The organism is Nocardia aurea (assembly GCF_003123685.1).
Classification (GTDB): Bacteria; Actinomycetota; Actinomycetes; order Mycobacteriales; family Mycobacteriaceae; genus Nocardia; species Nocardia aurea.
In genome coordinates this window covers 41,285-67,550 of sequence record NZ_QCYJ01000116.1, presented here as the reverse complement: position 1 = coordinate 67,550, position 26,266 = coordinate 41,285, and the positions used below count along the sequence as shown (strand labels likewise).

General features: G+C 67.7%; 25 protein-coding genes. 10 read left to right on the top strand and 15 right to left on the bottom strand.

Translation table 11 applies throughout. The features are described from left to right. The first annotated feature begins 71 nt into the window (after positions 1 to 71). The gene (gene egtC / locus DAT37_RS27755) at positions 72 to 902 is read left to right on the top strand and encodes an ergothioneine biosynthesis protein EgtC (protein WP_109527831.1); all 831 of its coding nucleotides are present in this window, start codon (positions 72 to 74) and stop codon (positions 900 to 902) included. After that, positions 899 to 1,873 (top strand): L-histidine N(alpha)-methyltransferase, encoded by a 975-nt coding sequence (gene egtD / locus DAT37_RS27750; protein ID WP_109527830.1) that lies wholly within the window; start codon positions 899 to 901, stop codon positions 1,871 to 1,873. The genes egtC and egtD overlap by 4 nt, the downstream gene beginning before the upstream one ends. Before the next feature lie 44 nt (positions 1,874 to 1,917). On the opposite strand, the gene DAT37_RS27745 is transcribed toward egtD, so the two are convergent. Genes DAT37_RS27745 through DAT37_RS27735 form a run of 3 tightly spaced genes read right to left on the bottom strand, consistent with a single transcriptional unit; the run spans position 1,918 to position 3,819 of the window. After that, positions 1,918 to 2,559, bottom strand: a complete 642-nt coding sequence (locus DAT37_RS27745) for a DUF2461 domain-containing protein (protein WP_109527829.1) — start codon at positions 2,557 to 2,559, stop codon at positions 1,918 to 1,920. A gap of 60 nt (positions 2,560 to 2,619) precedes the next feature. Continuing rightward, positions 2,620 to 3,201, bottom strand: a complete 582-nt coding sequence (gene pth / locus DAT37_RS27740; RefSeq protein ID WP_109527828.1) for an aminoacyl-tRNA hydrolase — start codon at positions 3,199 to 3,201, stop codon at positions 2,620 to 2,622. Positions 3,202 to 3,222: 21 nt separating this feature from the next. After that, positions 3,223 to 3,819, bottom strand: coding sequence for a 50S ribosomal protein L25/general stress protein Ctc (locus tag DAT37_RS27735; RefSeq protein WP_109527827.1), 597 nt, complete (start codon positions 3,817 to 3,819; stop codon positions 3,223 to 3,225). 340 nt (positions 3,820 to 4,159) lie between these two features. Between DAT37_RS27735 and DAT37_RS27730 the strand changes: the two genes are divergently transcribed. Further along, positions 4,160 to 5,800, top strand: a complete 1,641-nt coding sequence (locus DAT37_RS27730; protein WP_109527826.1) for a peptide chain release factor 3 — start codon at positions 4,160 to 4,162, stop codon at positions 5,798 to 5,800. On the opposite strand, the gene DAT37_RS27725 is transcribed toward DAT37_RS27730, so the two are convergent. Then, complete coding sequence (locus tag DAT37_RS27725) at positions 5,801 to 6,319, bottom strand: nuclear transport factor 2 family protein (RefSeq protein ID WP_408637447.1); 519 nt, start codon at positions 6,317 to 6,319, stop codon at positions 5,801 to 5,803. Between the two features lie 449 nt (positions 6,320 to 6,768). Beyond that, positions 6,769 to 7,656 (bottom strand): Abi-alpha family protein, encoded by an 888-nt coding sequence (locus tag DAT37_RS45715; RefSeq protein WP_109527825.1) that lies wholly within the window; start codon positions 7,654 to 7,656, stop codon positions 6,769 to 6,771. A gap of 15 nt (positions 7,657 to 7,671) precedes the next feature. On the opposite strand from DAT37_RS45715, the gene DAT37_RS27715 reads away from it, so the two are divergent. Both DAT37_RS27715 and DAT37_RS27710 read left to right on the top strand, forming a co-directional pair. Next, a complete protein-coding gene (locus tag DAT37_RS27715) occupies positions 7,672 to 9,318 on the top strand; it encodes a DUF445 domain-containing protein (protein WP_232840044.1) in 1,647 nt (548 codons plus the stop codon). Continuing rightward, a complete protein-coding gene (locus DAT37_RS27710) occupies positions 9,309 to 10,214 on the top strand; it encodes an Abi-alpha family protein (RefSeq protein WP_232840043.1) in 906 nt (301 codons plus the stop codon). The genes DAT37_RS27715 and DAT37_RS27710 overlap by 10 nt, the downstream gene beginning before the upstream one ends. Positions 10,215 to 10,218: 4 nt before the next feature. Here the strand turns inward: DAT37_RS27710 and DAT37_RS27705 are convergent, their stop codons facing one another. Together DAT37_RS27705 and DAT37_RS27700 are read right to left on the bottom strand one after the other, a co-directional pair. Then, entirely contained in the window at positions 10,219 to 12,024 is a 1,806-nt protein-coding gene (locus DAT37_RS27705; protein ID WP_109527823.1) for an ABC-F family ATP-binding cassette domain-containing protein, read from the bottom strand. An 82-nt stretch (positions 12,025 to 12,106) separates the two neighbouring features. Then, positions 12,107 to 13,042 carry a 4-(cytidine 5'-diphospho)-2-C-methyl-D-erythritol kinase gene (locus DAT37_RS27700; RefSeq protein ID WP_109527948.1) on the bottom strand — a complete coding sequence of 312 codons (936 nt, stop codon included), beginning with the start codon at positions 13,040 to 13,042 and terminating at the stop codon, positions 12,107 to 12,109. A gap of 185 nt (positions 13,043 to 13,227) precedes the next feature. On the opposite strand from DAT37_RS27700, the gene DAT37_RS27695 reads away from it, so the two are divergent. Together DAT37_RS27695 and DAT37_RS27690 are read left to right on the top strand one after the other, a co-directional pair. Further along, on the top strand, positions 13,228 to 13,434 hold the full coding sequence (locus DAT37_RS27695; protein ID WP_109527822.1) for a heavy-metal-associated domain-containing protein: 207 nt from the start codon (positions 13,228 to 13,230) through the stop codon (positions 13,432 to 13,434). Further along, on the top strand, positions 13,434 to 14,339 hold the full coding sequence (locus DAT37_RS27690; RefSeq protein WP_109527821.1) for a hypothetical protein: 906 nt from the start codon (positions 13,434 to 13,436) through the stop codon (positions 14,337 to 14,339). Before DAT37_RS27695 ends, DAT37_RS27690 begins: the two co-directional genes overlap by 1 nt. A 352-nt stretch (positions 14,340 to 14,691) precedes the next feature. On the opposite strand, the gene rsmA is transcribed toward DAT37_RS27690, so the two are convergent. The 3 genes from rsmA to DAT37_RS27675 form a co-directional block, all read right to left on the bottom strand. Further along, a complete protein-coding gene (gene rsmA, locus DAT37_RS27685) occupies positions 14,692 to 15,573 on the bottom strand; it encodes a 16S rRNA (adenine(1518)-N(6)/adenine(1519)-N(6))-dimethyltransferase RsmA (protein ID WP_109527820.1) in 882 nt (293 codons plus the stop codon). Positions 15,574 to 15,615: 42 nt separating this feature from the next. Continuing rightward, complete coding sequence (locus DAT37_RS27680) at positions 15,616 to 16,743, bottom strand: resuscitation-promoting factor (protein ID WP_109527947.1); 1,128 nt, start codon at positions 16,741 to 16,743, stop codon at positions 15,616 to 15,618. A gap of 173 nt (positions 16,744 to 16,916) precedes the next feature. Further along, positions 16,917 to 17,744: a TatD family hydrolase gene (locus tag DAT37_RS27675; protein WP_109527819.1), complete on the bottom strand. Its 828-nt coding sequence runs from the start codon at positions 17,742 to 17,744 to the stop codon at positions 16,917 to 16,919. 163 nt (positions 17,745 to 17,907) lie between these two features. On the opposite strand from DAT37_RS27675, the gene metG reads away from it, so the two are divergent. Then, on the top strand, positions 17,908 to 19,470 hold the full coding sequence (gene metG, locus DAT37_RS27670; protein WP_109527818.1) for a methionine--tRNA ligase: 1,563 nt from the start codon (positions 17,908 to 17,910) through the stop codon (positions 19,468 to 19,470). Positions 19,471 to 19,543: 73 nt separating this feature from the next. Here the strand turns inward: metG and DAT37_RS27665 are convergent, their stop codons facing one another. After that, positions 19,544 to 20,296 carry an isocitrate lyase/PEP mutase family protein gene (locus tag DAT37_RS27665; protein WP_109527817.1) on the bottom strand — a complete coding sequence of 251 codons (753 nt, stop codon included), beginning with the start codon at positions 20,294 to 20,296 and terminating at the stop codon, positions 19,544 to 19,546. Then, positions 20,293 to 21,135, bottom strand: a complete 843-nt coding sequence (gene rsmI, locus DAT37_RS27660; protein ID WP_269814811.1) for a 16S rRNA (cytidine(1402)-2'-O)-methyltransferase — start codon at positions 21,133 to 21,135, stop codon at positions 20,293 to 20,295. Before rsmI ends, DAT37_RS27665 begins: the two co-directional genes overlap by 4 nt. A gap of 334 nt (positions 21,136 to 21,469) precedes the next feature. Here rsmI and DAT37_RS27655 point away from each other — a divergent pair, with 334 nt between their 5' ends. Further along, positions 21,470 to 23,110: a dolichyl-phosphate-mannose--protein mannosyltransferase gene (locus tag DAT37_RS27655; protein ID WP_109527815.1), complete on the top strand. Its 1,641-nt coding sequence runs from the start codon at positions 21,470 to 21,472 to the stop codon at positions 23,108 to 23,110. Positions 23,111 to 23,127: 17 nt separating this feature from the next. Here DAT37_RS27655 and DAT37_RS27650 read toward each other — a convergent pair whose 3' ends face one another. Then, entirely contained in the window at positions 23,128 to 23,490 is a 363-nt protein-coding gene (locus tag DAT37_RS27650) for a GntR family transcriptional regulator (RefSeq protein ID WP_109527814.1), read from the bottom strand. A 6-nt stretch (positions 23,491 to 23,496) separates the two neighbouring features. Then, on the bottom strand, positions 23,497 to 24,792 hold the full coding sequence (arcA, locus tag DAT37_RS27645) for an arginine deiminase (RefSeq protein WP_109527946.1): 1,296 nt from the start codon (positions 24,790 to 24,792) through the stop codon (positions 23,497 to 23,499). 123 nt (positions 24,793 to 24,915) lie between these two features. Here arcA and soxR point away from each other — a divergent pair, with 123 nt between their 5' ends. Next, complete coding sequence (soxR, locus tag DAT37_RS27640; RefSeq protein WP_109527813.1) at positions 24,916 to 25,401, top strand: redox-sensitive transcriptional activator SoxR; 486 nt, start codon at positions 24,916 to 24,918, stop codon at positions 25,399 to 25,401. Here the strand turns inward: soxR and DAT37_RS27635 are convergent. Then, positions 25,370 to 26,209 carry an SDR family oxidoreductase gene (locus DAT37_RS27635; RefSeq protein ID WP_109527812.1) on the bottom strand — a complete coding sequence of 280 codons (840 nt, stop codon included), beginning with the start codon at positions 26,207 to 26,209 and terminating at the stop codon, positions 25,370 to 25,372. The two genes, soxR and DAT37_RS27635, sit on opposite strands and share 32 nt — an antisense overlap. Positions 26,210 to 26,266 lie beyond the last annotated feature (57 nt).

The following is a 26,266-nucleotide window of genomic DNA, read 5'->3' as shown; positions in this document are numbered from 1 at the left end:
CTCGGCTCTGTCCAGCCGCCGACCGTGCCCGCCCGGGCGCGCACGGTCACGGTCCCGACGGGTGGGCGCTGATGTGCAGACATCTCGGGTATGTGGGTCCGCCGGTACGCGTGGGCGACATGCTGACCGTCGGCACGCATTCGCTGCGCACCCAGGCGTGGGCGCCGCGGGATATGCGCAAGGGCGGCACCATCAACGCCGACGGTTTCGGTGTCGCGTGGTGGCGCGAGGACGACGAGGACACCGTGTCGGTGAGCCGCTACCGCAATCCCGCGCCGATCTGGACCGATCCGGCCGTGGAAGAGGTACTGCCGCAACTCGAATCGTGGGCGGTGCTGGGCTCGGTGCGTTCGGCCACGGTCGGCATGCCGATCGAGTTGACCGCGTGCGCGCCGTTCACCGAAGGCCGCTGGGCGTTCGGTCACAACGGGGTCGTCCCGGACTGGCGTCGGACATTGACCGCGGTCGCCGCCGAATTCGCCGACACCGCGGCCGAACTCGGGGCGGGTGCGTTGTTCGACGCGGCCCGTCTGCTCGAAGCCGAGTCGGCCACCGATTCCGCGACGCTGTGGGTGCTCCTGCGCGGACTGCTCGCCACCGATTTCCCGGACGGCGCCTGGACGGCCGCACCCGCCGCGCTCCGACTACTGATCGCGGCGGTATCGGCGCACGCGCCCGGGGCGCGGCTGAATTTCCTGCTCGGCGACGGCGCCCAGCTGTGGGCGACCACCTGGCACCATTCGCTCTCGGCCCTGGTCACCGAAGATTTCGCCATCCTGTCCTCCGAACCCTTCGACGACGATCCGCGCTGGCAGTCGATCCCCGACCGCAGTCTCGTCACCGCGCGTCCGGATCACCTCGTCGTCGAACCGCTTCCCGATCCCGAAAGGCTCGCGCCATGAACGCCGTACCCACACTGGAGACCCACCTCTCCGACGACGATCTGACCGCCGCCTTGCGCGCCGACGCCCTGCTGGGCCTGACCTCGGCCCCCAAATGGCTGCCGCCCAAATGGTTCTACGACGCGCGCGGCAGCGAACTCTTCGAGCAGATCACCGAACTTCCCGAGTACTACCCGACCCGCACCGAGCGTGCGCTGCTCGAACGGGTGGTCGGCGAGATCGCGCGCAGTACCCGCGCGGAGGTGCTGGTGGAACTCGGTTCCGGTTCCTCGGCGAAGACCCGGCTGCTGCTGAACGCGCTGACCGCCGAAGGCGCACTGGAAACGTATGTGCCCCAGGATGTCTCGTCGTCGGCTTTGCGCGCCGCGGTCGAGGAGATCGCCGCCGAATTCCCCGCCGTCTCCGTCCACGGCGTTGTCAGCGATTTCACCGGCACCCTCGGCAATCTGCCGCGCGGCGGACGTCGCATGATCGCCTTCCTCGGCGGCACCATCGGCAATCTCGTCCCGGCCGAGCGCGCGGAATTCCTCGCCGGTATCCACGAAGTCCTCGAACCGGGCGAACAACTGCTGATCGGCGCGGGCCTGGTGATCGACCCGGCGGTACTCGTGCCCGCCTACGACGACGCGGCCGGGGTCACCGCCGAATTCAACCGAAATGTGCTGCACGTACTGAACAATCGGCTCGACGCCGATTTCGTCCCGGAGAAGTTCGACCATATCGCCGTGTGGGATGCCGAGAACGAATGGATCGAGATGCGCCTCGCGGCGACCGAGGCCACCACGGTCAAGGTCCGGGAACTGGATCTGACCGTCGAATTCGCGCCCGGCGAGCAGATGCGCACCGAGATCTCGGCCAAATTCCGCCTCGACGGGCTGCGGAACGAACTCGCCGACGCCGGATTCCGCACCGAGCGGGTGTGGACCGACCCGGACGACCGCTTCGCCCTGGTGCTGTCCGAGCGAGTCTGATCCGGTCGCCGGTGCCGCGACCGACGCGGCGAGCGCTGCCGGCGTCACCCGGTCGGGGCGACGACGGCGGTGAGCCAATCGATGAACGGGCGCATGGATTCCCAGGTCTTGCGGACCTCGGTGGCCGCGCGGGCGGTCGGGAGCCAGTCGGGTGCGCCGAACTCCTTGCGGCAGGTGATCGACTTGTGTCGCAGGAGTTCGATTCGCGGGTGGTCGGCCTCGTATCCTTTGGGCTTGGTCTTCAACGTGTCGCCGCCGATGGCGAAACCCTGCTTACGAAGTTTCGCCAGGATCGCCTCGAGTTCCCGACCGCGCACGTCGTCGTCGACGGTGGCGCGGTACTGGGCGATCTGCGCGGGTGTGCCGGAATAGAAACCGCCGCCGACGTAGAGTCCGGCGGCGCCGATCTGCACGTACCAACCCGTTCCCGGCGCGGTGCCGACCACCGCGCCCTGCGCGGTCTTGTACGGCAGTTTGTCCTTGGAGAACCGGACGTCGCGGTAGGGCCGGAAGATCTTCGCCGTTCCGAAATCGGGTTCGAGCAGCGCGGTCAAGGCGACCATCGGCGCGCGCACCGATTCGTCGTAGACCGCCTTGTGCGCATTCCAGAACGTCTTCGAGTTGTCGGCTTCGAGATCTTCGTAGAAATCCAGTCCCGCCAGCGGGAAACCGGTGAATCCGCTCATGGGGACGAACTTACGCCGCGACGGTGACAGATCGGGCGTGCGCCCGGCTACGTGCGAAGCTCAGTGCAGACGGTTCTGGGCGGGTTCGAGCCCGAGTTTCAGCAGGAGTTCCACCGCGTCGGCGGCCTGCTCCACGATCACCGGTACCTCTTTGCGCTCCGGGGCGGCGAAGGGTTTCAGGACGTAGTCGGCCGGGTCCTGGCGACCGGGCGGACGGCCGATGCCGATGCGGGTGCGCAGGTATTCCTTGGTGGTCAGCGCGCTGGAGATGGAACGCAGACCGTTGTGACCGCCCTCGCCGCCGCCGCGTTTGAGTTTTATCTCACCGAAGGGCAGGTCGAGTTCGTCGTGGACGACGATAACCTCGGTGGCGGGGACGGAGAAGAATTTCGCCAGCGCGGCCACCGGACGGCCGGAGAGGTTCATGAACGACCGCGGCTTGGCGATCAGCACCTGACGGCCGTCCAGGCGCGCCTGCAACAGGTCGGCGCCGGATTTCTTGTGCACGGCGAAACGGCCGCCGACGCGCTCTGCGAGCACGTCGGCGACCAGGAAGCCGATGTTGTGCCGGGTGCGCTCGTATTCGGGGCCCGGGTTACCCAGGCCGACCACGAGCGCGGGTCCGGTCACGGATTCGGTCACGTAGAGAACCGATCCGAAAGACTATTCGGCCGCTTCGGTGGCCTCGTCGGACTCTTCGCCCTCGGACTCGGCGGCGGGCGCGGCGATGATGTTGACGATCAGCAGATCGGGATCGGCGGCCAGGGTGACGCCCTCGGGCATCACGACATCGCCCGCGTTGATCTGGGTGCCTGCCTCGGCGCCCTCGATCGAGATCTCGATGGCCTCGGGCAGGTTCATCGCGTCCGCCTCGATGGAGACGGTGATGGCGTCCTGGGTGACCAGGGTGCCGGAGGCGGCCTCGCCGACCAGGGTCACGGGGACATCGGCGGTGGCCTTGTCGCCACGCTTGAGGACCAGCAGGTCGGCGTGCTCGATGTAACGACGGATCGGGTGCACGACAACCGATTTGGTGAGCGCGAGCTGCTTCTCGCCGTCGATGACGAGGTTGAGCACAGCGTTGGTGCCGTGCTCACGCAGGATCGCGGCGAACGCCTGGGCGTTCACCGACAGGTGCTGCGGGTCGGACTGGTGGCCGTACAGCACGGCGGGGACGTTGCCGGCACGACGGGTGCGGCGCGCGGCGCCCTTACCGAACTCGGTGCGTACGGCGGCTTCGAGAAGGTTGGCGTCGGACATGACTGGATCTACTCCTACGGCTCTTCCGGGCTGGATCAACGGTTGCTCGCCGGCGATTACAGAAAAACCAGTGGCTGTCGTAATCGTGGCGGTGGTCTACTCGTCGGGCGAAGACTGAACGAGGACGGCCGGAAGCCGAGCCGCGTCGATCACGGTGAACGCAAAACGTCTGCGGTCACCCTCGCCGAGACAACCCGAACACCATACCGCAGCAGCCCGGACATATTTCAATCGGCCTGGTCAGCATCGGGTGGCGGTGAACGGCGCGGCGGCGAGCCGACATCGGCCGTCACGTACGCTGGAGCGGTTGCCGATCGGTCGTGAAGTGAAAGGTTGTTCCGTGACCGCCCCTGAGGATGTCGTCGCTCCCACGCCGCGCGGACTGCCCGCCGAAGTCTCGCGTCGACGCACGTTCGCGGTGATCTCGCACCCCGACGCGGGCAAGTCGACGCTGACCGAGGCACTCGCGCTGCACGCCAGGATGATCTCCGAGGCGGGCGCTATCCACGGCAAGGCCGGACGCAAGTCGACGGTCTCGGACTGGATGGAGATGGAGAAGGCCCGAGGCATCTCCGTCAGCTCCACCGCGTTGCAGTTCAACTACCGCGCCGCGGGCTCGGATATCGACAACGTCATCAACCTGGTCGACACCCCCGGTCACTCGGACTTCTCCGAGGACACCTACCGCGTGCTCACCGCCGTCGACGCGGCGGTCATGTTGATCGACGCGGCCAAGGGCCTGGAACCGCAGACGTTGAAACTGTTCCAGGTGTGCCGCCACCGCGGTATTCCGGTCGTCACCGTCATCAACAAATGGGACAGACCGGGCCAGGCGCCACTGGAGCTGCTCGACGAGATCAACGAGCGCATCGGCCTCACCCCGACCCCGCTGTTCCTCCCGGTCGGCATCGCGGGCGATTTCCGCGGTCTGCTGCGCCGCGGCGAGGACGGCGAGGCCGTCGAGTACATCCACTTCACCCGCACCGCGGGTGGTGCGACCATCGCCCCCGAGGAATCGCTGACCCCGGAACAGGCGCGCGAGCGCGAGGGCGAGGCGTGGGATACCGCGGCCGAGGAGAGCGAACTGCTGTCGGCCACCGGGCAGGACCACGATCAGGAGATGTTCCTGGCCGGTCAGACCTCGCCGGTCATCTACGCCTCGGCGATGCTGAACTTCGGTGTCAGGCAGCTGCTGGAGACGCTGGTCGCGCTGGCCCCCGCCCCGGCCGCGCGCGCCGATATCAACGGCACACCGCGCGAGACCAGCGCGCCGTTCAGCGCGGTGGTGTTCAAGGTCCAGGCGGGGATGGACGCCGCCCATCGCGACCGGCTCGCGTTCATGCGCATCGTGTCCGGCGAATTCGAGCGCGGCATGGTGGTCACGCACGCCCAGACCGGCAGACCGTTCGCGACGAAGTACGCGCTGACCGTCTTCGGCCGGGAACGCACCACGGTCGACACCGCCTATCCGGGCGATGTGGTCGGCCTCGTGAACGCGACCGCCCTCGCCCCCGGGCACACCCTTTTCGTGGACAAGAAGGTGGAATTCCCGCCGATTCCCTCGTTCGCGCCCGAACATTTCGCCGCGCTGCGCGCGCAGAGCGCGGGCAAGTACAAACAGTTCCGCAAGGCGATCGACCAGCTCGATTCCGAGGGCGTGGTGCAGGTGTTGCGCAACGATCTGCGCGGTGACGCCTCCCCCGTGCTCGCCGCCGTCGGTCCGATGCAGTTCGAGGTGGTCACCGCCCGGATGATGGCCGAATTCAACGTCGAGACGAAAATGGAATTCCTCGGCTACACGCTCGCGCGGCGCACCGACGCGGAATCGGCTCCCGAACTCGATCGCCAGCGCGGTGTCGAGGTGTTCACCCGCACCGACGGTGCGATTCTCGCGCTGTTCAGCGACAAGTGGCGGTTGCAGTACATCGAGAAGGAACATCCGAAACTGCTGCTGGAACCGCTGGTCGCGACCGCGGACTGACTACCGCGCCTCCGGTTCGCGCCGCACCGGCGCGGCGCCGGGATCCCGTTCGACCGGGGCGATTCCGCTCTCGCGCGCGATCAGCCCCCAGCGGCTGGAGGTCAGGCGCAAGCTGGGTAGATCACTGAGCGAGAGCACCACCTCGTAGGAGCGTTCGTATCCGGTGTGCGCGATCCGCCACTGTCCGTCCTCGCAGCGCACATAGCGGTCTGTGTAGAACGCGGCCCCGCGCAACAGCATGTTGTGCTCGGGGATGAGGACGGTATCGGCCAGGTACCAGGTACCGGTCGCGGTATCGCCGTCGACGTCGATTTCCGGGTGATCGCAGCGATGCTCGGTGATGACGTGCGGACCGAGAGTATTACGCATGAATGCCAGGAACGCGTCGCGGGATTCGAATTGAAGATATTCGCTGTAGGTGGCGGTGGCCTCGGGAATCATCGTGTCCGCGAACTCTTCCCACTCTTTCGTGTCGAGTGTGCGCAGATAGCGGAATTTCAGCCTGCTGATTGCGGAGATGTCGTCGACCCCGCGTTCGTCGCGCCGCGGCGGGGTGGTGCGGATGCGGGGGTCACCGTTGGGATTCGTCTCGTCGGCGGCGGTCGCCGATTCGTCGGCGGCGATGGCCTGGTCCGCCACCGGCTGGTCGTCCGGCGCGGTCGGGTCGTCCGTGACGACGGCACCGGCGGTGACATCGTCGTCGACGCCGGGGCGGCCGTCACCGGCGGGGGTCGGCGCCTCGGTCGCCCCGTCCACCGCGGCAACGGTCGTGACGCTCTCGGAGGCCGTATCGCCGACGTGCCGTTCGGCGGCGTTCGCCCCCGGGTCGCCACGCCACTGCTCGCCGCTTCCCTGATGCATATCTCAACAATCCCATCCGAAGCTGCCATGCCTCACGATTTGGGGGAGATCCGTATCAGATTGCTATCACCAGACGAGCATATTGCGTGTGCGACGGGGTCGGAAGATCAATTTCCGATCGTGAAGCAGGTCCGGCAGAAATCCTCGCCGAATTCGGTCAGCCGCAAACTCTTGCGCACGATCTTGGGCGCGCGACCGGCCTTCTTCAAGGCGGCCTCGACAACCGGCTGCACTTCCAGGACCATGTACCGGCTCAGTACCACCGGATCGTCGGAGGTCGAGGTCAGGCCGAGGCGGTTGAGGTTGATCAGATACGGGCGGGCACGGTCCGGATAGCGCACGCCCGCCTGCTCCGGCACCGAGGTGAGATCGCCGCGCACCAGTTCCGAACCGATACCGAGCGGACGATTGGTCCGCACATCCACCGCGGGCTGCGGGCCGTTGAGGGCCATGAAGCGCAGGATGCGCGCCTCGTCGGGGGCGAGTTCGTCGAGGATGCGGTCGTAGGCGGGGTGCACGTCCTCGGTGAAGTACACGTCGGCCGAACGGGCGAGCAGGGCGTCACCGCGACGGCGCAATTCCTGCGTGGTGGCCGAACGCAGATGCGAGCCGATCGCGACCGGCGGCGCACCCGCGGTGCCCGCGCCGTTGCCAGGAGTCGGTACATAACTGACGATTTCGCGCACCGAACCCTCGGTGACCCCGAGCGCGCTGCGGGCGATGGCGCGCAGGGCGTTACCGGTGCGGTCGGCGATATCGGCCGACGACTCACCGTCGAGCGCGGCCTTGGTGATCTCCTTGGTGACCTCGTAGGAGGTGTTGACCGCCCACTGTCCACCGCGCACGGCGGTACCCGCCGCGAGCCCCGCCGCGCGGAACACACCGCGGATCAGCCTGGCCTCGTTGCTGATCTGCCGCTCTTCGACATCCGAGCTGCGTTCCACGGAGCGGGAACCGGCTCGGGTGATGTCCTGTCCGGCCCTGTCGTCTGCCACGTCTACTCCGATGTATTGCCAAGTGAACGAGTCTGTCTGCCCAAGATTATTGTCCGTCAGCCTTCCAGGTACGCCGAACATGGCGTTCTCGGGGCCACCCCTGTCCACATCCGTGCCACCCCGCGCCGGAATGTGGTGGTGGCCATTGTCGCCGCAGCCGCACCGAGCTGTGACATTACCGTCGCGCACTGTGACCGATATCTCCGGCTCACGGCTGTCGGCGCGGCGTCGGACCCGACACGGCTCGACAGCTCACAATGGGGTCCAGCACGCCCAGGGGTGCTAGTTTGGGGTGCCGGTGAGGCGGCGGACCACCGGTTGTATCTGCAGGAGGGTGTCGTGCTGGAGAATATTTTCGGAATCCACCCGACAATCCTTCTCGAGCTTGTGACCATTCCGCTTTTCACTGGTGTGATCGGTTACATCACGAACTGGACCGGCATCCTGATGCTGTTCAAGCCGATCGCTTTCCACGGCGTCCGGCTACCCGGTCTTCGTGCGGTTTTCCCCTTCCTGCCCAAGCGAATTCAAGTTCTTCCGCTGCTGAGCTACGACGGGCGAATCGGCTGGCAGGGCATCGTTCCGTCCCGTGCCGACAAAATGGCGAGCATCGCCGTCGACAAAGGGCTCGCCAAACTCGGCAGTGTGGCCGACTTCTATCGGGAGTTGGAGCCGGACAAACTCGCCGAACATCTGACGTCCATCGCCGACGCGCAGATCCGCGACATCGTCGAGGAAATCCTGCGCCGCGAACATCCGCAGTTCTGGTACAACCTGCCGACGCAGGTGCGTGAGATGGTGCACGCGCGCGTCAAGCAGCAGCTGCCCGAGATTCTGCTGGAACTGACGAATGAACTCGGCGCGAATATCGATCAACTGATCGACGTCAAGCAAATGGTGATCCGGTACTTCCAGGCCAGGCCGCATCTGCTCAATACGCTCTTCCAGGTGCTCGGCGCGAAGGAACTGCGGTTCATGCAGAACTTCGGTTTCTACTTCGGCGCGCCGATGGGTGTGGTGCTGGTCGGCGTGCTGCACCTGACGGGCTGGTCGAGTCTGGTGGTACTGCCGATCGGCGGTGTGATCATCGGCTGGGTGGTCAACTACGTCGGCCTGAACATGATCTTCGCCCCCGCCTACCCGAAATGGTGGTGCCCGTGGCGGCAGGGCCTGCTGATCAAACGCCAGGACGAGATCACCGCGGGCTACGCCGAACTGGTGTCGAGCCAGGTCATGACGGTCGCCAATATCGGTGACGAACTGCTCAACGGCCCGCGCTCGGACCGCACCATGCAGATGCTGGAGGACACCCTGCGCCCCGCCGCCGACCGCGCGCTCGGCGCGGCCAGGCCCGCGGTCAAGTTCATGCTCGGCAGCCGCGAGTACGACTCGCTGCAATCCACCCTGACCACCGAGGCCATGGGGATCGCCCCCATCGCCTTCGCGGACCCGGAGTTCAACGTCCGCCAGGGCAAGCAGATCAACGACTACATCGCCAAACAGATGTCGGCGCTCTCGCCCAACGACTTCGTGGATATGCTGCGAGCGGCCATCAAACAGGACGAATGGCTCCTTTTTCTCCATGGCGGTGTGCTCGGGCTGTTCGCCGGATACGCTCATATCCTGATCTTCGGAACGGGAGTGGCGACGACATGGCTATGACGGATGCGGACGGCGACGGCGGCGATATCGAGGCCGTCGAGCCCTCCGGAACCGTCGAGTCGGCGTCGCCGACGCCTTCCACGGAACTGGCTCGACGGCCCGCCGGTGCCGTCGATCTTCCCGAACACGGACGCCACCGCCCTTCCGCTCGTGACACCGTGCGCGCCGCCACCGGCGTCGCCAAGGTCGCGGTCACGGCCGCGGGCGCGGTGACCGCGTGGAGTGTCGACACCGCGCTCGGAGTCGGCGCCGCCGTGGTGCGCGGCAGTATCGCGGGCACGCCGACGCGGGAGGTCCTCGCCGACGCCGAGGCCGAATTCAAGGGCGCGGTCCGCAAGGCACTCGGTATTTCCGCCGCACCGGCCACCAGCCGCGACGCCGAGGTGCCGACGCTGCGCGAACAGGGCGCGGCGCTGCTGAAACTGTCCGCGAGCACCCACGCCGACGCCGCGGAGATCCACCCCGCCTTCGCGCGGATGCTCGCGGATCTGACTCCCGACGAAGCCCGCATCCTGCGTTTCCTGCACCTGGACGGCCCGCAGCCTTCCATCGATATCCGCACCGGGCGTCCGCGCGGACTCGGCGCGGAGCGGGTCGTGTCGGGGCTCAATCTGATCGGTGACCACGCGGGCCTGCGTTTCCCGAACCGAATCCAGCAGTATCTGCCCAACCTGCGCCGACTCGGGCTGATCGATGTCGCGCACGAACCGGTCGGCAATCCCAACCGCTACCAGATCCTCGAGGCGCAGTCACCGGTGCGGGAAGTGCTGAAGCGCTCCGGATTCGGGACCAAGGTGTACTACCGCAGCATTGTGCTCACCGGATTCGGCGCGGATTTCGTGCAGACCTGCCTTCCGGTGGTCGTACCGGAAGGCCGCGCCTCCGGCACCAGCTGACGTCTCAGGATTCGTCGGCCAGTTCCATCCAGCGTTCCTCGGCGATCTCCTTGTCGGCGAGCACCTGTTTGAGTTCGGCGCCCAGCGTGACGAGTCGATCCGGTTCGGTGGCCGCGTCGGCAAGCGCCGCGTGCAGTTTCCGCTCGCGCTCGGTGAGTTTGTCGATGGCGCGTTCGAGTTTGGACAATTCCTTGCGGGCGGCGCGGTAGGCGGCGGAATCGGTGGCCGTGGCCGCCGTAACGACCGCTTTGCCGTCGCCCGGTTTGCCCGAGGTCTCCCCCTGGGCCGCACGCTTTTTCAGGTATTCGTCGATGCCGCCGGGCAGGTTGGTGAGTTTTCCGTCGCCGAACAGCGCCCACGTCGAATCCGCGATGCGCTCGATGAGATAGCGATCGTGGCTGATGACGACCAGGGTGCCCGCCCAGTTGTCGAGCAGATCCTCCAACTGCTGCAAGGTGTCGATATCGAGATCGTTGGTCGGCTCGTCGAGCAGCAGCACATTCGGTTCGGCCATCAGGATCCGGGTGAGCTGGAGTCGCCTGCGCTCACCACCGGACAGATCACCGACCGGTGTGCGCTGCCGGGCGGGGGTGAACCCGAGCCGCTCGGCGAGTTGACCGGCGGAGATCTCCTTGTCGCCCAGCATGATTCGCTGCGCGACCTGCTGGACGGCTTCGAGCACCCGCATATCGACCGGCAGGTCGTCGAGTTCCTGTCGCAGCCAGCCGATCTGGACGGTCTGGCCCTGAATCCGTTTGCCCGCTGCCGGTTCCACCTCGCCCGCCAACGCGCGCAACAGGGTGGTCTTGCCCGAACCGTTGACCCCGACCAGGCCGACGCGCTCGCCCGGCGCGAGCCGCCAGGTCAGATCGCGCACCAGTTCCCGACCGTCCGGGGTGGTGAGAGTGGTGTCCTCGAGTTCGATCACGACGCGGCCGAGACGTTTGCGGGCGAACGCGGCCAGCGAGACGCTGTCGCGCGGGGGCGGCACATCGGCGATGAGCGCCTCGGCCGCTTCGACCCGGTAGCGCGGCTTGGACGTGCGCGCCCGCGCGCCGCGTCGCAACCACGCCAATTCCTTGCGGGCCAGATTGCTGCGGCGGGCCTCGCTCGCGTCGGACTGCCTCGCGCGTTCGGCCCTGGCGAAGATCCAGTCGCCGTAGCCGCCCTCGTAACTCTCGACCTTGCCGCCGACGACCTCCCAGGTATTCGTGGCGACGGTGTCGAGGAACCAGCGATCGTGGGTGACGACGACGAGCGCGCTGCGCCGCGCGGTCAGATGCCGCGCCAGCCACTGCACGCCCTCGACGTCGAGGTGGTTGGTGGGCTCGTCCAGGACGAGCAGGTCGAGATCGCGCACCAGCGCGGCGGCCAGCGCGACCCGGCGACGCTCACCGCCGGAGAGATTGTCCACCGAGGTGTCCATGCCGAGGCCCTCGATGCCGATACCCTCGATGACCGAGCGGATCCGCGGATTCGACGCCCATTCGTGTTCGGCCAGATCGTGGGAGCCGCCGACGCTCTGATCGTCGGCCAGACCCGCGAGCACGATCGAACCCACCGTCGACCCGGGGGGCAGCACCCCGCGCTGGGTCACCACGGCGACGCGCAGTCCGCCGACCCGGCTCACCCGGCCCGAGTCGGGCGCCTCGATCCCGGTCAACACCTCGAGCAGCGTGGTCTTACCGCCGCCGTTCAGACCGACGACACCGATGCGTTCACCGGCGTGCACGCCGAGCGACACATTGTCCAGAAGCGGCGTGACGCCGAAGCTCTTGGACACCTGTTCGAGGTTGATCAGGTTGGACATGGATCCTTCCGAAGGTCGCGCGGGCAGCGCGCTGCGTGCCCCGGCAAGCGTAACGCGCCCGCCATGTCCGGTTCCGCGCCGATCAGCGCTTACCGTGCGCCTCGTCGCCGATCACCCGCGCGCCGGGGACGGGCCCGCTGGCGGTGCGCACGCTGCGGGTGACGCCCGCGCCCGCCAGTTCCGCCGCGACCGAGATCGCGGAATCCGCGCTTTCGCAGAGGAAGGCGCAGGTCGGTCCCGAGCCCGAGACCAGGGCGGCCAGCGCACCCGCCGTGACGCCCGCGCGCAACGTCCTGCGCAGTTCCGGCTTCAACGACAGGGCCGCGGCCTGGAGGTCGTTGCCGAGTAGCGGGGCCAGCTGGGCCGGATCGCCCGAGGCGAGCGCCTGCATGAGGTCCTGCGGTTCGCCCAGGCGGGGCGGATCACCGTTGGCGCGCAGCCGGTCCAGTTCCGCGAAGACCGACGGCGTCGACAGTCCGTCCTTGGCCAGGGCGAGCACCCAGTGAAAGGTATTGCGGGACAGCACGGGCAGCAGCCGTTCGCCCCGGCCGGTGCCGAGCGCGGTGCCGCCGTGCAGCGAGAACGGCACGTCGCTGCCGAGTTCGGCGGCGATCACGGCCAATTCGTCACGGGCGAGCCCGAGTTCCCAGAGTTCGTTCAGCCCGACCAGCGCGGCGGCGGCGTCCGCGCTACCGCCCGCCATCCCGCCCGCGACCGGAATGCCCTTGGTGATCGCGATCTCGACCAGGGGCGCGCGACCCGCGAGGTGCGCCAGCCGCACGGCCGCCTTCCAGACGAGATTGGTCCGGTCGGTCGGCACCTGCGCCGCGCCCTCGCCGGTGACGCGCACACTCAGTACCGTGGACGGGGCGATCCGCAGATCGTCGCTCAGCGAGAGCGCCTGGAAAACGGTCGTCAGATCGTGGTAGCCGTCCGCGCGCAGATCGCCGACTCCGAGGTGCAGATTCACCTTCGACGGCGCGCGCACGATGACTGGGCTTGGCACTACTGACAACACGATGCTCAAGCCTAACCGGTGGCTACGACACCCGTCCCGGCCGATATGAGCCGTTCACCCGCCGGTCGCGATTCGGTGACGACCGACCGCGACCGACTGTTTGCACCACGTACCCCATGGGGGTATCTTCGAACTGTCCGGATACCCCTGGACCGTATTATCGACGACGAGCGAAGGAGTCGGAGATGGCCACAACCACCTACACCGTCAAGGGCATGACCTGCGGGCACTGCGTCAGTTCGGTCAAGACGGAGATCGGCAGGATCGACGGGGTGACCTCGGTGGATGTCGACCTCGCGACCGGCGCGGTGCGCGTGGACAGCACCGAACCCGTCACCGACGCCGCGATCGCGGCCGCCGTCGACGAGGCGGGCTACGAGGTCGCCGTCTGATGCGGGACCGGCTGAGATTCGTCGCGGTCGGCGGTGGACTCGTCGCGCTGCTCGGCGTCGCGCTCGGAATCGGGGCCCTGGTGGGTGATCCGGACGAGACGGTGGATCGCGGCGCGCATCACGCCGAGGCGACCGGAGCGGCGAGCGGGCTGTCGGATTCGGAATCCGGCTACCGCCTCGTCGACCTGAACGCACCGACCGCGCCGAATCAGGCCGGTCCCCTGACATTCCGCATCACCGGGCCGGACGGCGAACCCGTCACGAGGTTCACCACCCAGCACGAGAAGGAATTGCACCTCATCGTCGTCCGCTCGGATGCCACCGAATTCCGGCACGTGCACCCGACCATGGACGCCACGGGCCTCTGGTCGATCGACTGGACGTGGGCCACGCCGGGAAGCTTCCGGGTGTTCGCCGATTTCGTGCCCGAGACCACCGGGGAGCGAAAGGATCTGGTGCTCGGTCGCACCGTCGAGGTCGCGGGCACGGTGACCCTCGCACCGCTGCCCCCGCCCGCCGACACCGCGAACGTCGACGGCTACCGGGTCACCCGCCACGGCGAGCTGTCCACGCGCGGAGGGGAATTGCGTTTCACGATCTCGCGCGACGGCAAACCGGTCACCGACCTCGATCCCTATCTCGGGGCCAACGCCCATCTGGTCGCGTTACGCGCCGAGGATCTGGCCTACCTGCACGTGCATCCGGCGACCGACGGCACCCGAGGACCGGACGTGACATTCCACGCGCAGGCCCCGAGCGCCGACGACTACCGGCTCTACCTGGACTTCTCCCACGGCGGTGCGGTGCACACCGCGGAATTCACCGTCTCGGCCACGGGTTCGGAAATACTCACAGGCCCATCCACATCCGGTGGCGGCGGTCACACGGGTGGCGGACACCGGTGAGCGTTCCGGTCGTCCGCGGCTGACATCGCGGATAAACAGGGTTCTACCAGTGGTTTTGTCGACATGTAAGGTCGATTCGGCGGCACGGGCGACGTTCCTGGGCCGCCCGCCCGTCGATCGACCGTAGGAAGGCAAACGTCGGTTATCCACAGTTCCGGCGCGGGGTGGCCGCCGGCCGTCACCGCGGAGCGGCATTCGAGGTCGATGGGCGGGCGAGAAGGTTCGCCGCGCCGATTCGATCGGTCTGCTCCACGTTGACGGAATCGGGGAGTGCCGCCGCCGTTCGGGCGACAGAGCGGCGCGGACGCCTTCCCGTCGGGCCCGCGAGGTCATTCGAGCAGGGCAGTCCGAATCAGGCTTGCGCGGCCAAGCGGACGTAGGCGGCGGTGTCGAGGGTTTCCCCGCGCGCGGTCGGCGCGATACCCGCCGCGATCAGCCTGCGCTCGGCCTCGGGCGCCGATCCCGCCCACCCGGCGAGCGCGGCGCGCAGCGTTTTCCTGCGCTGCGCGAATGCCGCGTCCACGACGGCGAATACCCGTCGGCGGTGTTCCTCGTCGGTCGGCCAGGGCGGTTCGGCGTAGCGCTCGACGCGGACCAGACCGGATTCCACCCGCGGCACCGGCCAGAAGACCTGGGTACCGACCGCACCGGCGCGACGCACCGTGCCGAAGAACCCCGCCTTGACGCTCGGGACACCGTAGACGCGGCCGCCGGGTTCGGCGGCGAGCCGGTCGGCGACCTCGGCCTGCACCATCACCAGCGAGGTCATGAGACTCGGCAGTTCGGCGAGCAGATGCAGCAGCACCGGCACCGCGACGTTGTAGGGCAGATTGGCGACCAGCGCGGTCGGCACCGCGGGCAGGTCGGCGGCGGCCACCCGCAGCGCGTCGGCCTCGACCACCCGCAGCCGGTCGGCCAGCTCCGGCGCGCGGTCGGCCACGGTGACCGGAAGATGGCGGGCGAGTACCGGATCGATTTCCACGGCGACCACGGAATCGACCACGTCGAGCAGGGCGAGGGTCAGCGAGCCGAGTCCGGGGCCCACTTCGAGCACGGTGTCGGCGCGCCCTACACCCGCCGCCGCGACGATCCGGCGCACCGTATTGCCGTCGTGCACGAAGTTCTGCCCGAGCTGTTTGGTCGGACGAACCCCGAAACGCTCCGCCAGCGTTCGTACCTCGGCGGGGCCGAGCAGAGCTGCGCTGCCACGCACGGAGGTATCGGGTTCTGACACCCGAAGAACCTACCAAGTGCCCGACGTCGGGAAAGGCGCGGTCTACCCGAGGCCGAGGCGGCCGGTACAGGCGGGCCAGGCGCCCCAGCCCTGCCTGGCGCGGGTGACTTCGGCGATCGCGATCTGCTCTTCCCTGGTGGCGAGATCGGCGCGCGGCGCGTAGCGGGTGCCGCCCTGGCGCTCCCAGGTGCTCTGGTCGAACTGGATACCGCCGTAGTAACCGTTGCCGGTGTTGATCGCCCAGTTGCCGGTCGATTCGCACCGGGCCAGCGCGTCCCAGATCGCACCGTCGCGTACCGGGGGCACCTCGGTGCCCGGCTTGGCGCCCTTGCGCACGGTCTTGGGCTGCGCGGGTGTGACGACGGTACTGGCGATCTGCTCCCGGCCGATCTCGGAGCCGTTGAGCATGGTGACCGCGAAAGTGACGTCCTGGACGCCGGGCGCGCCCACTTCCTCGACGACCGTGCGGCTCATGTTCATCGTGACGTCTTCGATGATGTTCTCCGGCGGATCCAGCGGCATCGTCTCGACGCGCTTCTCGATCCGCTGGCGGGTGACGACCACCTTCATCCCGTCGGTGAGCGGGGTGTCCGCGGCCGGTTCCACGCTGTCCCGCTCGATGAGCGGAATACCCGCGACGGTGAGGAATTCGCCGACCGTCGGCGCGGCCAGCCGCACGTCGACGGTATTGCCGATGCCGTCGAGCAGCGCGACGGTGCGCGGGGTCGATACCCGCATCGAGGCCCCGACCAGCGGCAGCCGCTCGCCGCGCGCGGGCGCGACGTAGTTGTCGGCGGGGATCTTCAGCTGTTCCATGGCCTCACCCGCGGTCACGCCGGTGGTCCACACCTTCTGCGCCTTGCCGTCGATCGTCAGGGTGATCTCGCGGGCCCGATTGAAGACGATCGTCGCGCCGTCGACGAGCGCGGCGGCCGGACCGGGGCGCACCAGGTCGCGGTCGGAGACGTCGAAGCCCGCGGCCCGCAGCAGTCCGGCGACATTGCGCGACATGGTGGTCTGGGTGGTCTGCTCGCCGTCCACCACGACGGTGACGGTCTTGCGGTTCACGATCGCCATCGCCGCACCCACGATCAGCGTCATCAGCAGGGCCGCGATCGCCGCGTAGAGCAGCGGCGATCTGGACTGGTTGATGCGCACGAATGGGGACATGGTCACAGCACGATAACGAAGCCGGGATGGCACGACAACCGACGACACGCGAACTGCGCGGACCGTTATCACGAACAAATCTCGACACCGCAGGTAAATCACGGAATGGCGACCACAAGTGAGCTGGATCACACACCCGTGTAGTGCGGTGCCGAACGGGTATTCGCGCGATCTCAGACCCGGTAGACGCGTCTCGCGTTGAGTGTGGTGAGTTCGGCCAACTCGAACGGATCCTGCTCCCGCAATTCGGCCAACGCGCGCACCGTGTACGGCAGGCAGTACGGTTCGTTCGGCGCTCCGCGGAACGGATGCGGGGTCAGATAGGGCGCGTCGGTCTCCACCAGGATCTGCTCGACCGGGACCACCTTGGCGGCCTCGCGCAATTCGTGCGCGTTACGGAAACTCACCGTTCCCGAGAAGCTCAGGAAGTAGCCCTCCCCCACGCACGCGAGCGCCATATTCGTATCCGACGAGAAGCAATGGAAGATCACCTTCGACGGCGCGCCCTCGTCCAGCAATACGGTCAGCAGATCGTGATCGGCCTCGCGATTGTGGATCATCAGCGGTTTCCTCGACCGTTTCGCCAGATCGATATGCCAGCGGAAACCCTCGATCTGGGTTTCGACATCCGCGCAGCCCTCGAGCTTTCCGGGCCAGTAGTAGTCGAGCCCGGTCTCGCCGACCGCGACCACCCTCGGATCGGCCGCGAGCCGTTCCAGCTCGGACTTGGCCTCGTCATCGAGAGCGTTGGCCCTGGTCGGATGCAATGCCACCGCGGCGTACACCCGCGGATCCCAGTGCGCGGCGCGCACCGCCCACCGCGCGGCGGCCAGATCGTCGGCGACGGTGACGATGGTGCCGACCCCGGCCGAGGCCGCCCGGTCGGCCATCACCCGGACCGAATCGGCGTCGGTCGCGCCGCAGGCGTCGAGGTGGGTGTGGGCGTCGACCAGCGGTTCGAGCGGTTCGGGTAGTTCCGGCGCGGGCCGTTTCGCGCTCATCGGCGGCCTGCCGGTGACAGCGCACCGGATGCGGGGATATTCGATCGAGCGACTGAATGCACGCGCATTACAGTAGTTAAACCATGAGCGAGCGAAGCGAGCGATCCATCCCCACCGCCGACGGTTCGGTCGTGCCGGAGCCCGATGTCAGGCAGGCGCAGGCATGAGCGACACCGAGCGCCCGGCGTTCTACGTCACCACTGCCATCGCGTACCCCAACGGCGCACCGCATATCGGGCACGCCTACGAGTACATCTCGGCCGACGCCATCGCCAGGTTCAAACGGCTCGACGGCTACGACGTGTTCTTCATGACCGGCACCGACGAGCACGGCCAGAAGATGCAGCAGACCGCCGCCGCCGAGGGTGTGCCGGTAGAGGAGCTCGCGGCGCGCAATTCGGATGTGTTCGAGGCGATGGACAAGGCGCTCGACATCTCCTTCGACCGTTTCATCCGCACCACCGACGCGGATCACCAGAGCGCGAGCGTGGCCATCTGGGAGCGGATGCTCGCCAGCGGCGACATCTACCTCGGCAACTACTCCGGCTGGTACTCGGTGCGCGACGAGGCGTTCTACACCGACGAGGAGACCACCGTCCAGGAGGACGGCACCAGGATCTCCACCGACACCAAGACCCCGGTCGAATGGACCGAGGAGTCCAACTACTTCTTCAAACTGTCGCAGTACCAGGACAAACTGCTCGCGCTCTACGACGAGCACCCGGAATTCATCGCGCCCGCCACCCGGCGCAACGAGATCGTCAGCTACGTCAAGGCGGGCCTGAAGGATCTGTCGATCTCGCGCACCACCTTCGACTGGGGTGTGCCGGTGCCGGGCCACCCCGATCACGTCATGTACGTCTGGGTCGACGCGCTCACCAACTACCTCACCGGCGTGGGCTTCCCCGATACCGATTCCGCCGCGTTCGGGAAATTCTGGCCGGCGGACGTGCACATCATCGGCAAGGACATCACCCGTTTCCACGCGGTCTACTGGCCCGCGTTCCTGATGTCGGCCGGTGTGGAATTGCCGAAACGCGTTTTCGTGCACGGGTTCCTGTACAACAAGGGCGAGAAGATGTCGAAGTCGGTCGGCAATGTCGTCGACCCGCTCGCGCTCGTCGACGAATACGGCCTGGACGCGCTGCGCTTCTTCCTGCTGCGCGAAATCTCCTACGGGCAGGACGGCAGTTACAGCCACGAGGCCATCGTCGGCCGGATGAACGCCGACCTCGCCAACGAATTCGGCAATCTGGTGCAGCGCAGCCTCACCATGGTGAACAAGAACTGCGATGCCGCGGTGCCGACGCCGGGGGAATTCACCGAGGAGGATCGCGCGCTGCTCGACCGCGCGAATTCGCTGCTCGACCGGTGCCGTGCCGAATTCGACGCCCAGCAGATGCATCTCGCGCTGGAGGCGATCTGGCTGACGCTCGGCGAGACGAACAGGTATTTCTCGGCCCAGCAGCCGTGGGCCCTGCGCAAATCGGGGACCGAGGCGGATCTGGCCAGGATGGCGACCGTCCTGTACGTCACCCTCGAGGTGGTGCGGATCGTCGCGATCCTGGTGCAGCCGGTGATGCCGGGATCGGCGGCGAAGATCCTGGATCTGCTCGCGCAGCAGAATCGGACCTTCGCCGATATCGCGACCCCGCTCACCCCCGGTGTCGCGCTGCCTGCGCCGGAACCGGTGTATCCGCGCTACGTGGAGCCCAAAGAGGGCTAGTAACAACGAGTTCCGACAACGCCGACGTACCGGATCCGGTACGTCGGCGTTGTCGATTCGGACGGAAGTTCCCCTATGTCCAGCGCGCGAGCAGGCGCTTGGCCTCCTCGGCCAGCGCGAACTGGAGGTAGGGCCCGAAACTGATCCTGGCGACCCCCTGTGCGGCGAGCTCGGCCTTGTCGGAGGTGTCGGGAATGCCGATCGCGTTGACGGGCCTGGGCAATTCGGCGGTCAGGCGACGCATATCGGCGTCGGAATGCCTGCCGACCGGATAGAGCACATCCGCGCCCGCCTCGGCCGCCAGTTTCAACCGCGCGATGGCACGGTCGACGCGGTCGGCCTCCTCGCCGTTCTTGCGCAGGAACAGGTCGGTGCGCGCGTTGACGACGACGTGCACGCCCGCGGCGTCGGCGAATTCGCGCAGCCCGCGCACGAAGTCTGCGTGCTCCTCGGGGGTTCGCAGCCGCCTGCCCTCGCTGTGCACGGTGTCCTCGATATTGAGCCCGACCGCGCCCGCCTCGAGCAGTCCCTCGATGAGCTGCGCCGGTTCGAGCCCGTATCCGGCTTCGATATCGACCGACACCGGCACCGTGACGGCGTCGGTGACCTGCCTGACCCTGGTGAGCAGTTCGAGGAAGGTCATCCCCTCGCCGTCGCTGCGGCCGACCGAATCGGAGACCGGATGACTACCGAGGGTCAGTGCGGAAAAACCGGCGGACACCGCGAGGTTGGCCGACCACGCGTCCCACACTGTCGGCAGCACCGCCGGGTTACCCGGCTGGTGCAGCTCGAGAAAGATTTTCGCTTTCTTCTCCAATGACGTCATGGCTCGATCATCCTCTCGTCGGATGAACGCGCGGTGAGGACCGCGTCGTAGAGTTCGCGCCGTGACACCCCGGCCATGGCGGCCACCTCGCCGCACGCGTCCTTGAGCCGCATTCCGCTCGCCGTGAGCGTTTCGACCTCGCCGACCAGATCGGCCGGGTCGGCGGATTCGGGCGCAGCGCCCGCCAGCACGACGGTGATCTCCCCCCGGACACCTTCCCGCGCCCACGCCGCCAATTCGGCGAGGGTGCCGCGCACGACCTCCTCGTAGGTCTTGGTGAGTTCACGGCACACCGCGGCGCGTCGATCAGGACCGAGCACCTGCACCGCGTCGGCGAGGCAATCGGCCAGCCGGTGCGGGGCCTCGAAGAACACACAGGCCCTCGGCTCGGCCGCGAGGCTGCGCAGCCATTCCCGGCGCGCGCCGGATTTGCGCGGCGGGAACCCGTCGAAACAGAACCGTTCGACCGGAAGCGCGGAAAGGGCTAGGGCGGTGGTGACCGCCGACGGGCCGGGCAGACAGGTCACCGGCAGGTCGCGTGCCACGCAGGCGGCGACCATGCGATAGCCGGGATCGCTCACCGAGGGCATGCCCGCGTCGGTCACCAGCAGTACGGTCCGGCCGCCCTCGATATCGGCGAGCAGCGTGGGGATGCGAGCGGTCTCGACGTGATCGTAGAAACTGACCACCCGCCCGGTGATCTCCACCTCGAGCGCCTTCGCCAGCGCCCTGGTGCGCCTGGTGTCCTCGGCGGCCACGATATCCGCGGTGGCCAGAGCCTCGCGCAATCGCCGCGACGCGTCGCCGACATCGCCCATCGGCGTCGCGGCCAGTACCAATCTGCCGCCGACACCGCGTGCCGACTCGGCCGGTCCGCCCGTCGATTCGTCCGCCGCCGATACCTCCGCCGCAGATTCGTCCGCCACCGCACTCCCGCCTCGACCGGATCGCCCGGCGGTCGCCGGATCCACAAGCAGCCTAGTGCTCGCCGCCGGGGCCGCTGGTCGCGCTGAACGGGAAGGCGCACCGAACAGGCGGATTCGGAAGGTACGCGGATCGGACGCCCGGAACGGGCGATCCGGACCTGGGACCGGTCCGCGAGGTTACGCGAACAGGGGGTTGCGCGAGACGCCGTCGCGACCGACAGGCGGCGGGGCGGCGGTGTGCTCACCGATGCGCGACCGCCGGGCGGGAACCGCATACGATCGGGGCGTGACCCAGGTGACCTCCCGTACGAGCACACCGTTCGGGACCGTGCCACAGTGGTCGAGTCCCGCCCCGCTGCGGCCGTCCCCGGATTTCGGGCCGACCGACACCCTGCGGGGCTGGGTCGTCACCGCGATCCTGACCGCCGTCGCCGCCGTGACACGGTTGTTCCTGCTGCACAGTCCCACCGACGCGCGCACCCCTGTTTTCGACGAGAAGCATTACGCGCCGCAGGCCTGGCAGATGCTCACCGGCGGCGGGGTCGAGGACAACCCGGGGTACGGCCTGGTCGTGCACCCGCCGGTCGGCAAACAGATGATCGCCATCGGCGAGGCCATCTTCGGCTACAACAGCTGGGGCTGGCGGTTCAGCGCCTTCGTCGCGGGCACGCTGCTGGTCCTGCTGGTCATCCGGATCGTGCGGCGAATGGCGCGTTCCACGCTGATCGGCGCCATCGCGGGCATCCTGCTCATCTGCGACGGGGTGACCTTCGTCTCCTCGCGGATCGGCATGCTCGACATCTTCATGGCGCTGTTCGTCGTGGCCGCTTTCGGCTGTGTGATCGTCGACCGCGACGAGGTGCGGCATCGCCTCGCGCGCGCGGCGGCCCAGGGACGTATCGGCGACACGTCGTGGGGACCGAGGCTCGGTGTGCGGTGGTGGCGTTTCGGCGCGGGCGTCCTGCTCGGGCTCGCGTGTGGAACCAAATGGTCCGGCATCTATTTCATCGTCGCGTTCGGGCTGCTCAGCGTATTCTTCGACCTCGCCGCGCGGCGCACCTACGGGGTGCGCGCCCCCTGGTTCGGCACGGCGGTGCGCGATATCGGGCCCGCGCTGTACGCGCTGGTCGTGATCCCGCTCGGGGTCTACCTCGCGAGTTACTGGGGATGGTTCGCCAGCGAGACCGGGGTGAACAGGTACGCGGTCGGCAACCAGATCGGGCCCGGGGGCACCTTCTCGTTCGTGCCCGACGCGCTGCGGTCGCTGTGGTACTACAGCGGCGAATCGCTGCAATTCCACGAGGGACTGACCAACTCGGCGGGCAATCACCACCCGTGGGAATCCAAGCCGTGGACCTGGCCGATGGGCCTGCGCCCCATGCTCTACTACTACGCCGACGCCAATGTGGAGGGCTGCGGCCAATCCCAGTGCGTCAAGGCCGTCATGCTCGTCGGAACCCCCGCCATCTGGTGGATCGCGCTGCCGATCCTGGGCTGGATGCTGTGGCGCGCGATCACCCACCGCGACTGGCGCTACACCGCGGTGCTCGTCGGCTACGGCGCGGGCCTGCTGCCCTGGTTCCTCACCCTCGACCGGCAGATGTACTACTTCTACGCGGTGCCGCTGGCCCCATTCCTGGTGATGGGAATCGCGCTGGTGCTCGGCGATATCCTGGGGCCCGCCAGGGAATTCGCCGCGCGCCGAAGTCCCACGGGCGCGTTCCTGCCCCCGCTACCGAGCGAACGCCGCAGCCTCGGACTGCTGGCCGTCTGCCTGTACCTGGGCCTGGTCGTCGCGAATTTCGTGTGGCTGTGGCCAATTCTGGTGGCCCACCCCATCACGCCGAGCAGTTGGCACGACCACCTGTGGTTGCCGAGCTGGCGCTGAGGTCGCACCGGAGCACGTCACCGCGATTCGAGCGCCGCCTTCACATAGCGCACGGCGGTCTCGTCGTCCACGCCGAGTCTGCGCACCGCCGTGACGTACTCGCTCGCCGCCCGCCCGGCCGCGTCCCTGGTCGGGTCGCCGGAGGACGCGATGAACGAGCCCTGTCTGCCCCTGGTCTCCAGTACCCCGTCCGCTTCCAGCTCGCGGTAGGCGCGGGCCACCGTGTTCGGGGCCAGCCCGAGCTGGGCCGCGAGGGCTCGCACCGTCGGGATCTTGGTACCCGCGGTCAGTTCTCCCGCCCGCACCCTGGCGATGATGCCCAGGCGTAGCTGCTCGTAGGGCGGTATCGGAGAGGCGGTGTTGATCGTGAACTGGAACATGGCGGCTCACACGTCATCGCGGGCGAGTGGACAGGACAGGCACCGAGGTCCGCCTCGTCCCGACCCCAATTCGGAGCCGGGTATGGGCAGCACCTCGATGCCCGCGTCCATCAGTCGCGCATTGGTCATTTCGTTGCGTTCGTAGGCGACGACGACCCCGGGCGCGAGCGCCAGGGTGTTGTTGCCGTCGTCCCACTGTTCCCGTTCGGCGGTCACTCCGTCCAGTCCCGTATCGATCACACGCAGTTTGCCGATCCCCATCGCCTCGGCGGCCGCGGGTAGGAACGGGTCGGGCCCGCGCATGGACACCCCGTCGCCGCCGCCGCGTCCGCCGTAGCTGTTCTCGCGGCGAATCGTGAACGCGCGCAGCGAGTCCCGCACGGCCGGATACATGACGACGGCGTCGGTGTCGACCATGGTGCAGACCGTGTCCAGATGCATGGTCGCGCGATTCTGCGCGATCGGAACGACCAGGACGGTGTGGGCGAGTTCGTCGTCGAACAGACTGCGCGCCAGCGCTTCCGCTCCTGCGGGCGAGGTACGTTCGCCGACGCCGACGGCCAGCACGCCCGAGGCCAGCAACAGCACGTCACCGCCCTCGATCGGCGCGGTATGCGATTCGTAGGCGCGGCGCACCCCGAGGAAACGCGGATGGAAGGCGTAGATCAGATCGGTGAGCGAGGTCTCTCGCATCCGGGCGGGCAACGCGAGCGAGGTGATGGCGACCCTCGGTCCGACCCAGAACGACGAATCCCTGGTGAACAGCAGGTTCGGCAGCGGATCGATGACGAAATCGGCGCCGTGGTGCATTCGTCGCACCAGCGAGGCCGTGGTCGGGCCGAACGGCAGTTCGTCGAAGGTCATCCCGGCCATGAGGATATCGGCGAGTTCGGCGGCGGGCACACCGCGCAGGTAGGCCGCGAGTTCGTCGGCCAGGGCGTGTCCGAGGCGGCGCGCGTCGACCCCGGCGGAGATGCCCTGGATCCGCGCGGCCCCGCTGACCGCGAGGGTCTCGGCGAGCAGGTCGGCGAGTAACAGCACCTCGACGCCGCGATCGCGAAGGACGTTCGCGAAGGTGTCGTGCTCCTGCTGGGCCCGCTCCACCCACGGGATGCCGTCGAACAGCAGTTGATCGTTGTTGCGTGGGGTCAGCCTGCGCAGCTCGTCGCCGGGTCGGTGCAGCAGCACGGCACGCAGCGCGCCGACCTCGGAGGTCACACCGAGCTTCGTTCCGTCGGCGAGGCCGGACGTCTCGTCGGGCGGACTCGCTCCGGTCCCCCCTGGCACCGCGTCTGCTCCCATGGTCCGACCGTAGTTCGCGAATCGCTTCCGAGCACGCAATTCGCCCTTCGAATACGCCGGTGTCCGAATCTCACACCCGCCGCTTCAACCTGAAGTATTGTTGAGGTGAATGGAGGAGCGTGCATGTCGACTGCCGATTGGCGAGCGAAGGAACTGACCCCCGGGCAACTGTCCGAGCGTAGCGGAGTGGCCGTTTCCGCGTTGCACTTCTACGAACGCGAAGGCCTCATCAGCAGTCGTCGCACCAGTGGGAATCAACGTCGGTACACCCGTGAGACTTTGCGCAGGGTCGCGTTCATCCGCATTTCCCAACGGGTCGGCATACCGCTCAGCGAGATTCGGTCGGCACTGGACAAATTGCCCGAGGGCCGCACCCCGACCAGGCGCGACTGGGAGACGTTGTCCACCACCTGGCGCACCGATCTCGACGACCGGATCAATCAGCTGATCCGCCTGCGCGACAACCTCACCGGCTGCATCGGCTGCGGCTGCCTGTCACTGGGCAGCTGCAAACTGGTGAACGAGCACGACCGCCTCGGCGTCGACGGTCCCGGCGCCCGCGTCCTCGACACCCACCTCAACTGCTCTTCGAAACCAACAGCCTGCTGAACGAGGCGCTGACCCGCCGCATCAGGAAGTCGTACGGGTAGCGGAACTTTCGCACCCACCAGAAGCCGAAGCGAATATCGAACGAGCTGTAGACGATGAACCTATTGCGTTCTACGCCGCGCAGAATCGCGTTCGCCACCCGTTCCGGCGGAATGGCGTGCCCGGTGAATTTCGCGGTGAGTTTCCGCACTCGCGGATCGTCGCGGTCCACACCGACCAGATCCACACTGTGCACCAGCGGCGTATTCACCGCGCCCGGCGCCACCAGGTGCACCGAAATGCCATGGCGGCGCAAATCGATGCGCAGCACCTCGGAGACACCGCGAATCCCGAATTTGCCCGCGCTGTAGGCCGCGTGCCACGGCAGCGCGATCAACCCCGCCGCCGAGGACACGTTCACCAGTGCGCCACCTCGGCCCGCCCGCACCATCGGCGGCACGAAATTCTCGATGACGTGGATGGGCCCCATCAGATTGACCTCGACCATATTCCGCCAGTGCCGGTGTTCCAGCGTCTCGACGGTCCCCCACGCCGAGATGCCCGCGACGTTCATGACGATATCGAGGGCGTCGTGCTCGGCGTGGACATCGGCGGCGAAGGCGGTGACCGCGTCGTAGTCGGTGATGTCGAACGCCCGGCTCGCCAGCACGGTCCCGCCCGCGGCGCGAATGGATTCGGCCGTGTCGGCCAACCCCTCTTCGGCGATATCGGTGAGCACGAGCAGCGCCCCCGCGTCGGCCGCGGCCAGCGCCGTCGCCCGACCTATTCCGCTCGCCGCACCCGTGACCAGTACCTTCGCCCCGCGCATCGTCCTACGCCCGAGTTCTCGCACCGCTGCTCCCTGTCCTCGAGTCCACCCGCTTCG

Bases quoted from the DNA above. Each gene is read 5' to 3' on its own strand.
- DAT37_RS27695 (WP_109527822.1), top strand. From the start codon at position 13,228: ATGGCCACAACCACCTACACCGTCAAGGGCATGACCTGCGGGCACTGC.
- DAT37_RS27675 (WP_109527819.1), bottom strand. From the start codon at position 17,744: ATGAGCGCGAAACGGCCCGCGCCGGAACTACCCGAACCGCTCGAACCG.
- DAT37_RS27665 (WP_109527817.1), bottom strand. From the start codon at position 20,296: ATGACGTCATTGGAGAAGAAAGCGAAAATCTTTCTCGAGCTGCACCAG.
- DAT37_RS27745 (WP_109527829.1), bottom strand. From the start codon at position 2,559: ATGAGCGGATTCACCGGTTTCCCGCTGGCGGGACTGGATTTCTACGAA.
- egtC (WP_109527831.1), top strand. From the start codon at position 72: ATGTGCAGACATCTCGGGTATGTGGGTCCGCCGGTACGCGTGGGCGAC.
- DAT37_RS27690 (WP_109527821.1), top strand. From the start codon at position 13,434: ATGCGGGACCGGCTGAGATTCGTCGCGGTCGGCGGTGGACTCGTCGCG.
- DAT37_RS27735 (WP_109527827.1), bottom strand. From the start codon at position 3,819: ATGTCCGACGCCAACCTTCTCGAAGCCGCCGTACGCACCGAGTTCGGT.
- DAT37_RS27635 (WP_109527812.1), bottom strand. From the start codon at position 26,209: ATGCGCGGGGCGAAGGTACTGGTCACGGGTGCGGCGAGCGGAATAGGT.
- DAT37_RS27705 (WP_109527823.1), bottom strand. From the start codon at position 12,024: ATGTCCAACCTGATCAACCTCGAACAGGTGTCCAAGAGCTTCGGCGTC.
- DAT37_RS27680 (WP_109527947.1), bottom strand. From the start codon at position 16,743: ATGTCCCCATTCGTGCGCATCAACCAGTCCAGATCGCCGCTGCTCTAC.
- DAT37_RS27650 (WP_109527814.1), bottom strand. From the start codon at position 23,490: ATGTTCCAGTTCACGATCAACACCGCCTCTCCGATACCGCCCTACGAG.
- DAT37_RS27655 (WP_109527815.1), top strand. From the start codon at position 21,470: ATGCGCGACCGCCGGGCGGGAACCGCATACGATCGGGGCGTGACCCAG.
- soxR (WP_109527813.1), top strand. From the start codon at position 24,916: ATGTCGACTGCCGATTGGCGAGCGAAGGAACTGACCCCCGGGCAACTG.
- DAT37_RS27710 (WP_232840043.1), top strand. From the start codon at position 9,309: ATGGCTATGACGGATGCGGACGGCGACGGCGGCGATATCGAGGCCGTC.
- metG (WP_109527818.1), top strand. From the start codon at position 17,908: ATGAGCGACACCGAGCGCCCGGCGTTCTACGTCACCACTGCCATCGCG.
- egtD (WP_109527830.1), top strand. From the start codon at position 899: ATGAACGCCGTACCCACACTGGAGACCCACCTCTCCGACGACGATCTG.
- arcA (WP_109527946.1), bottom strand. From the start codon at position 24,792: ATGGGAGCAGACGCGGTGCCAGGGGGGACCGGAGCGAGTCCGCCCGAC.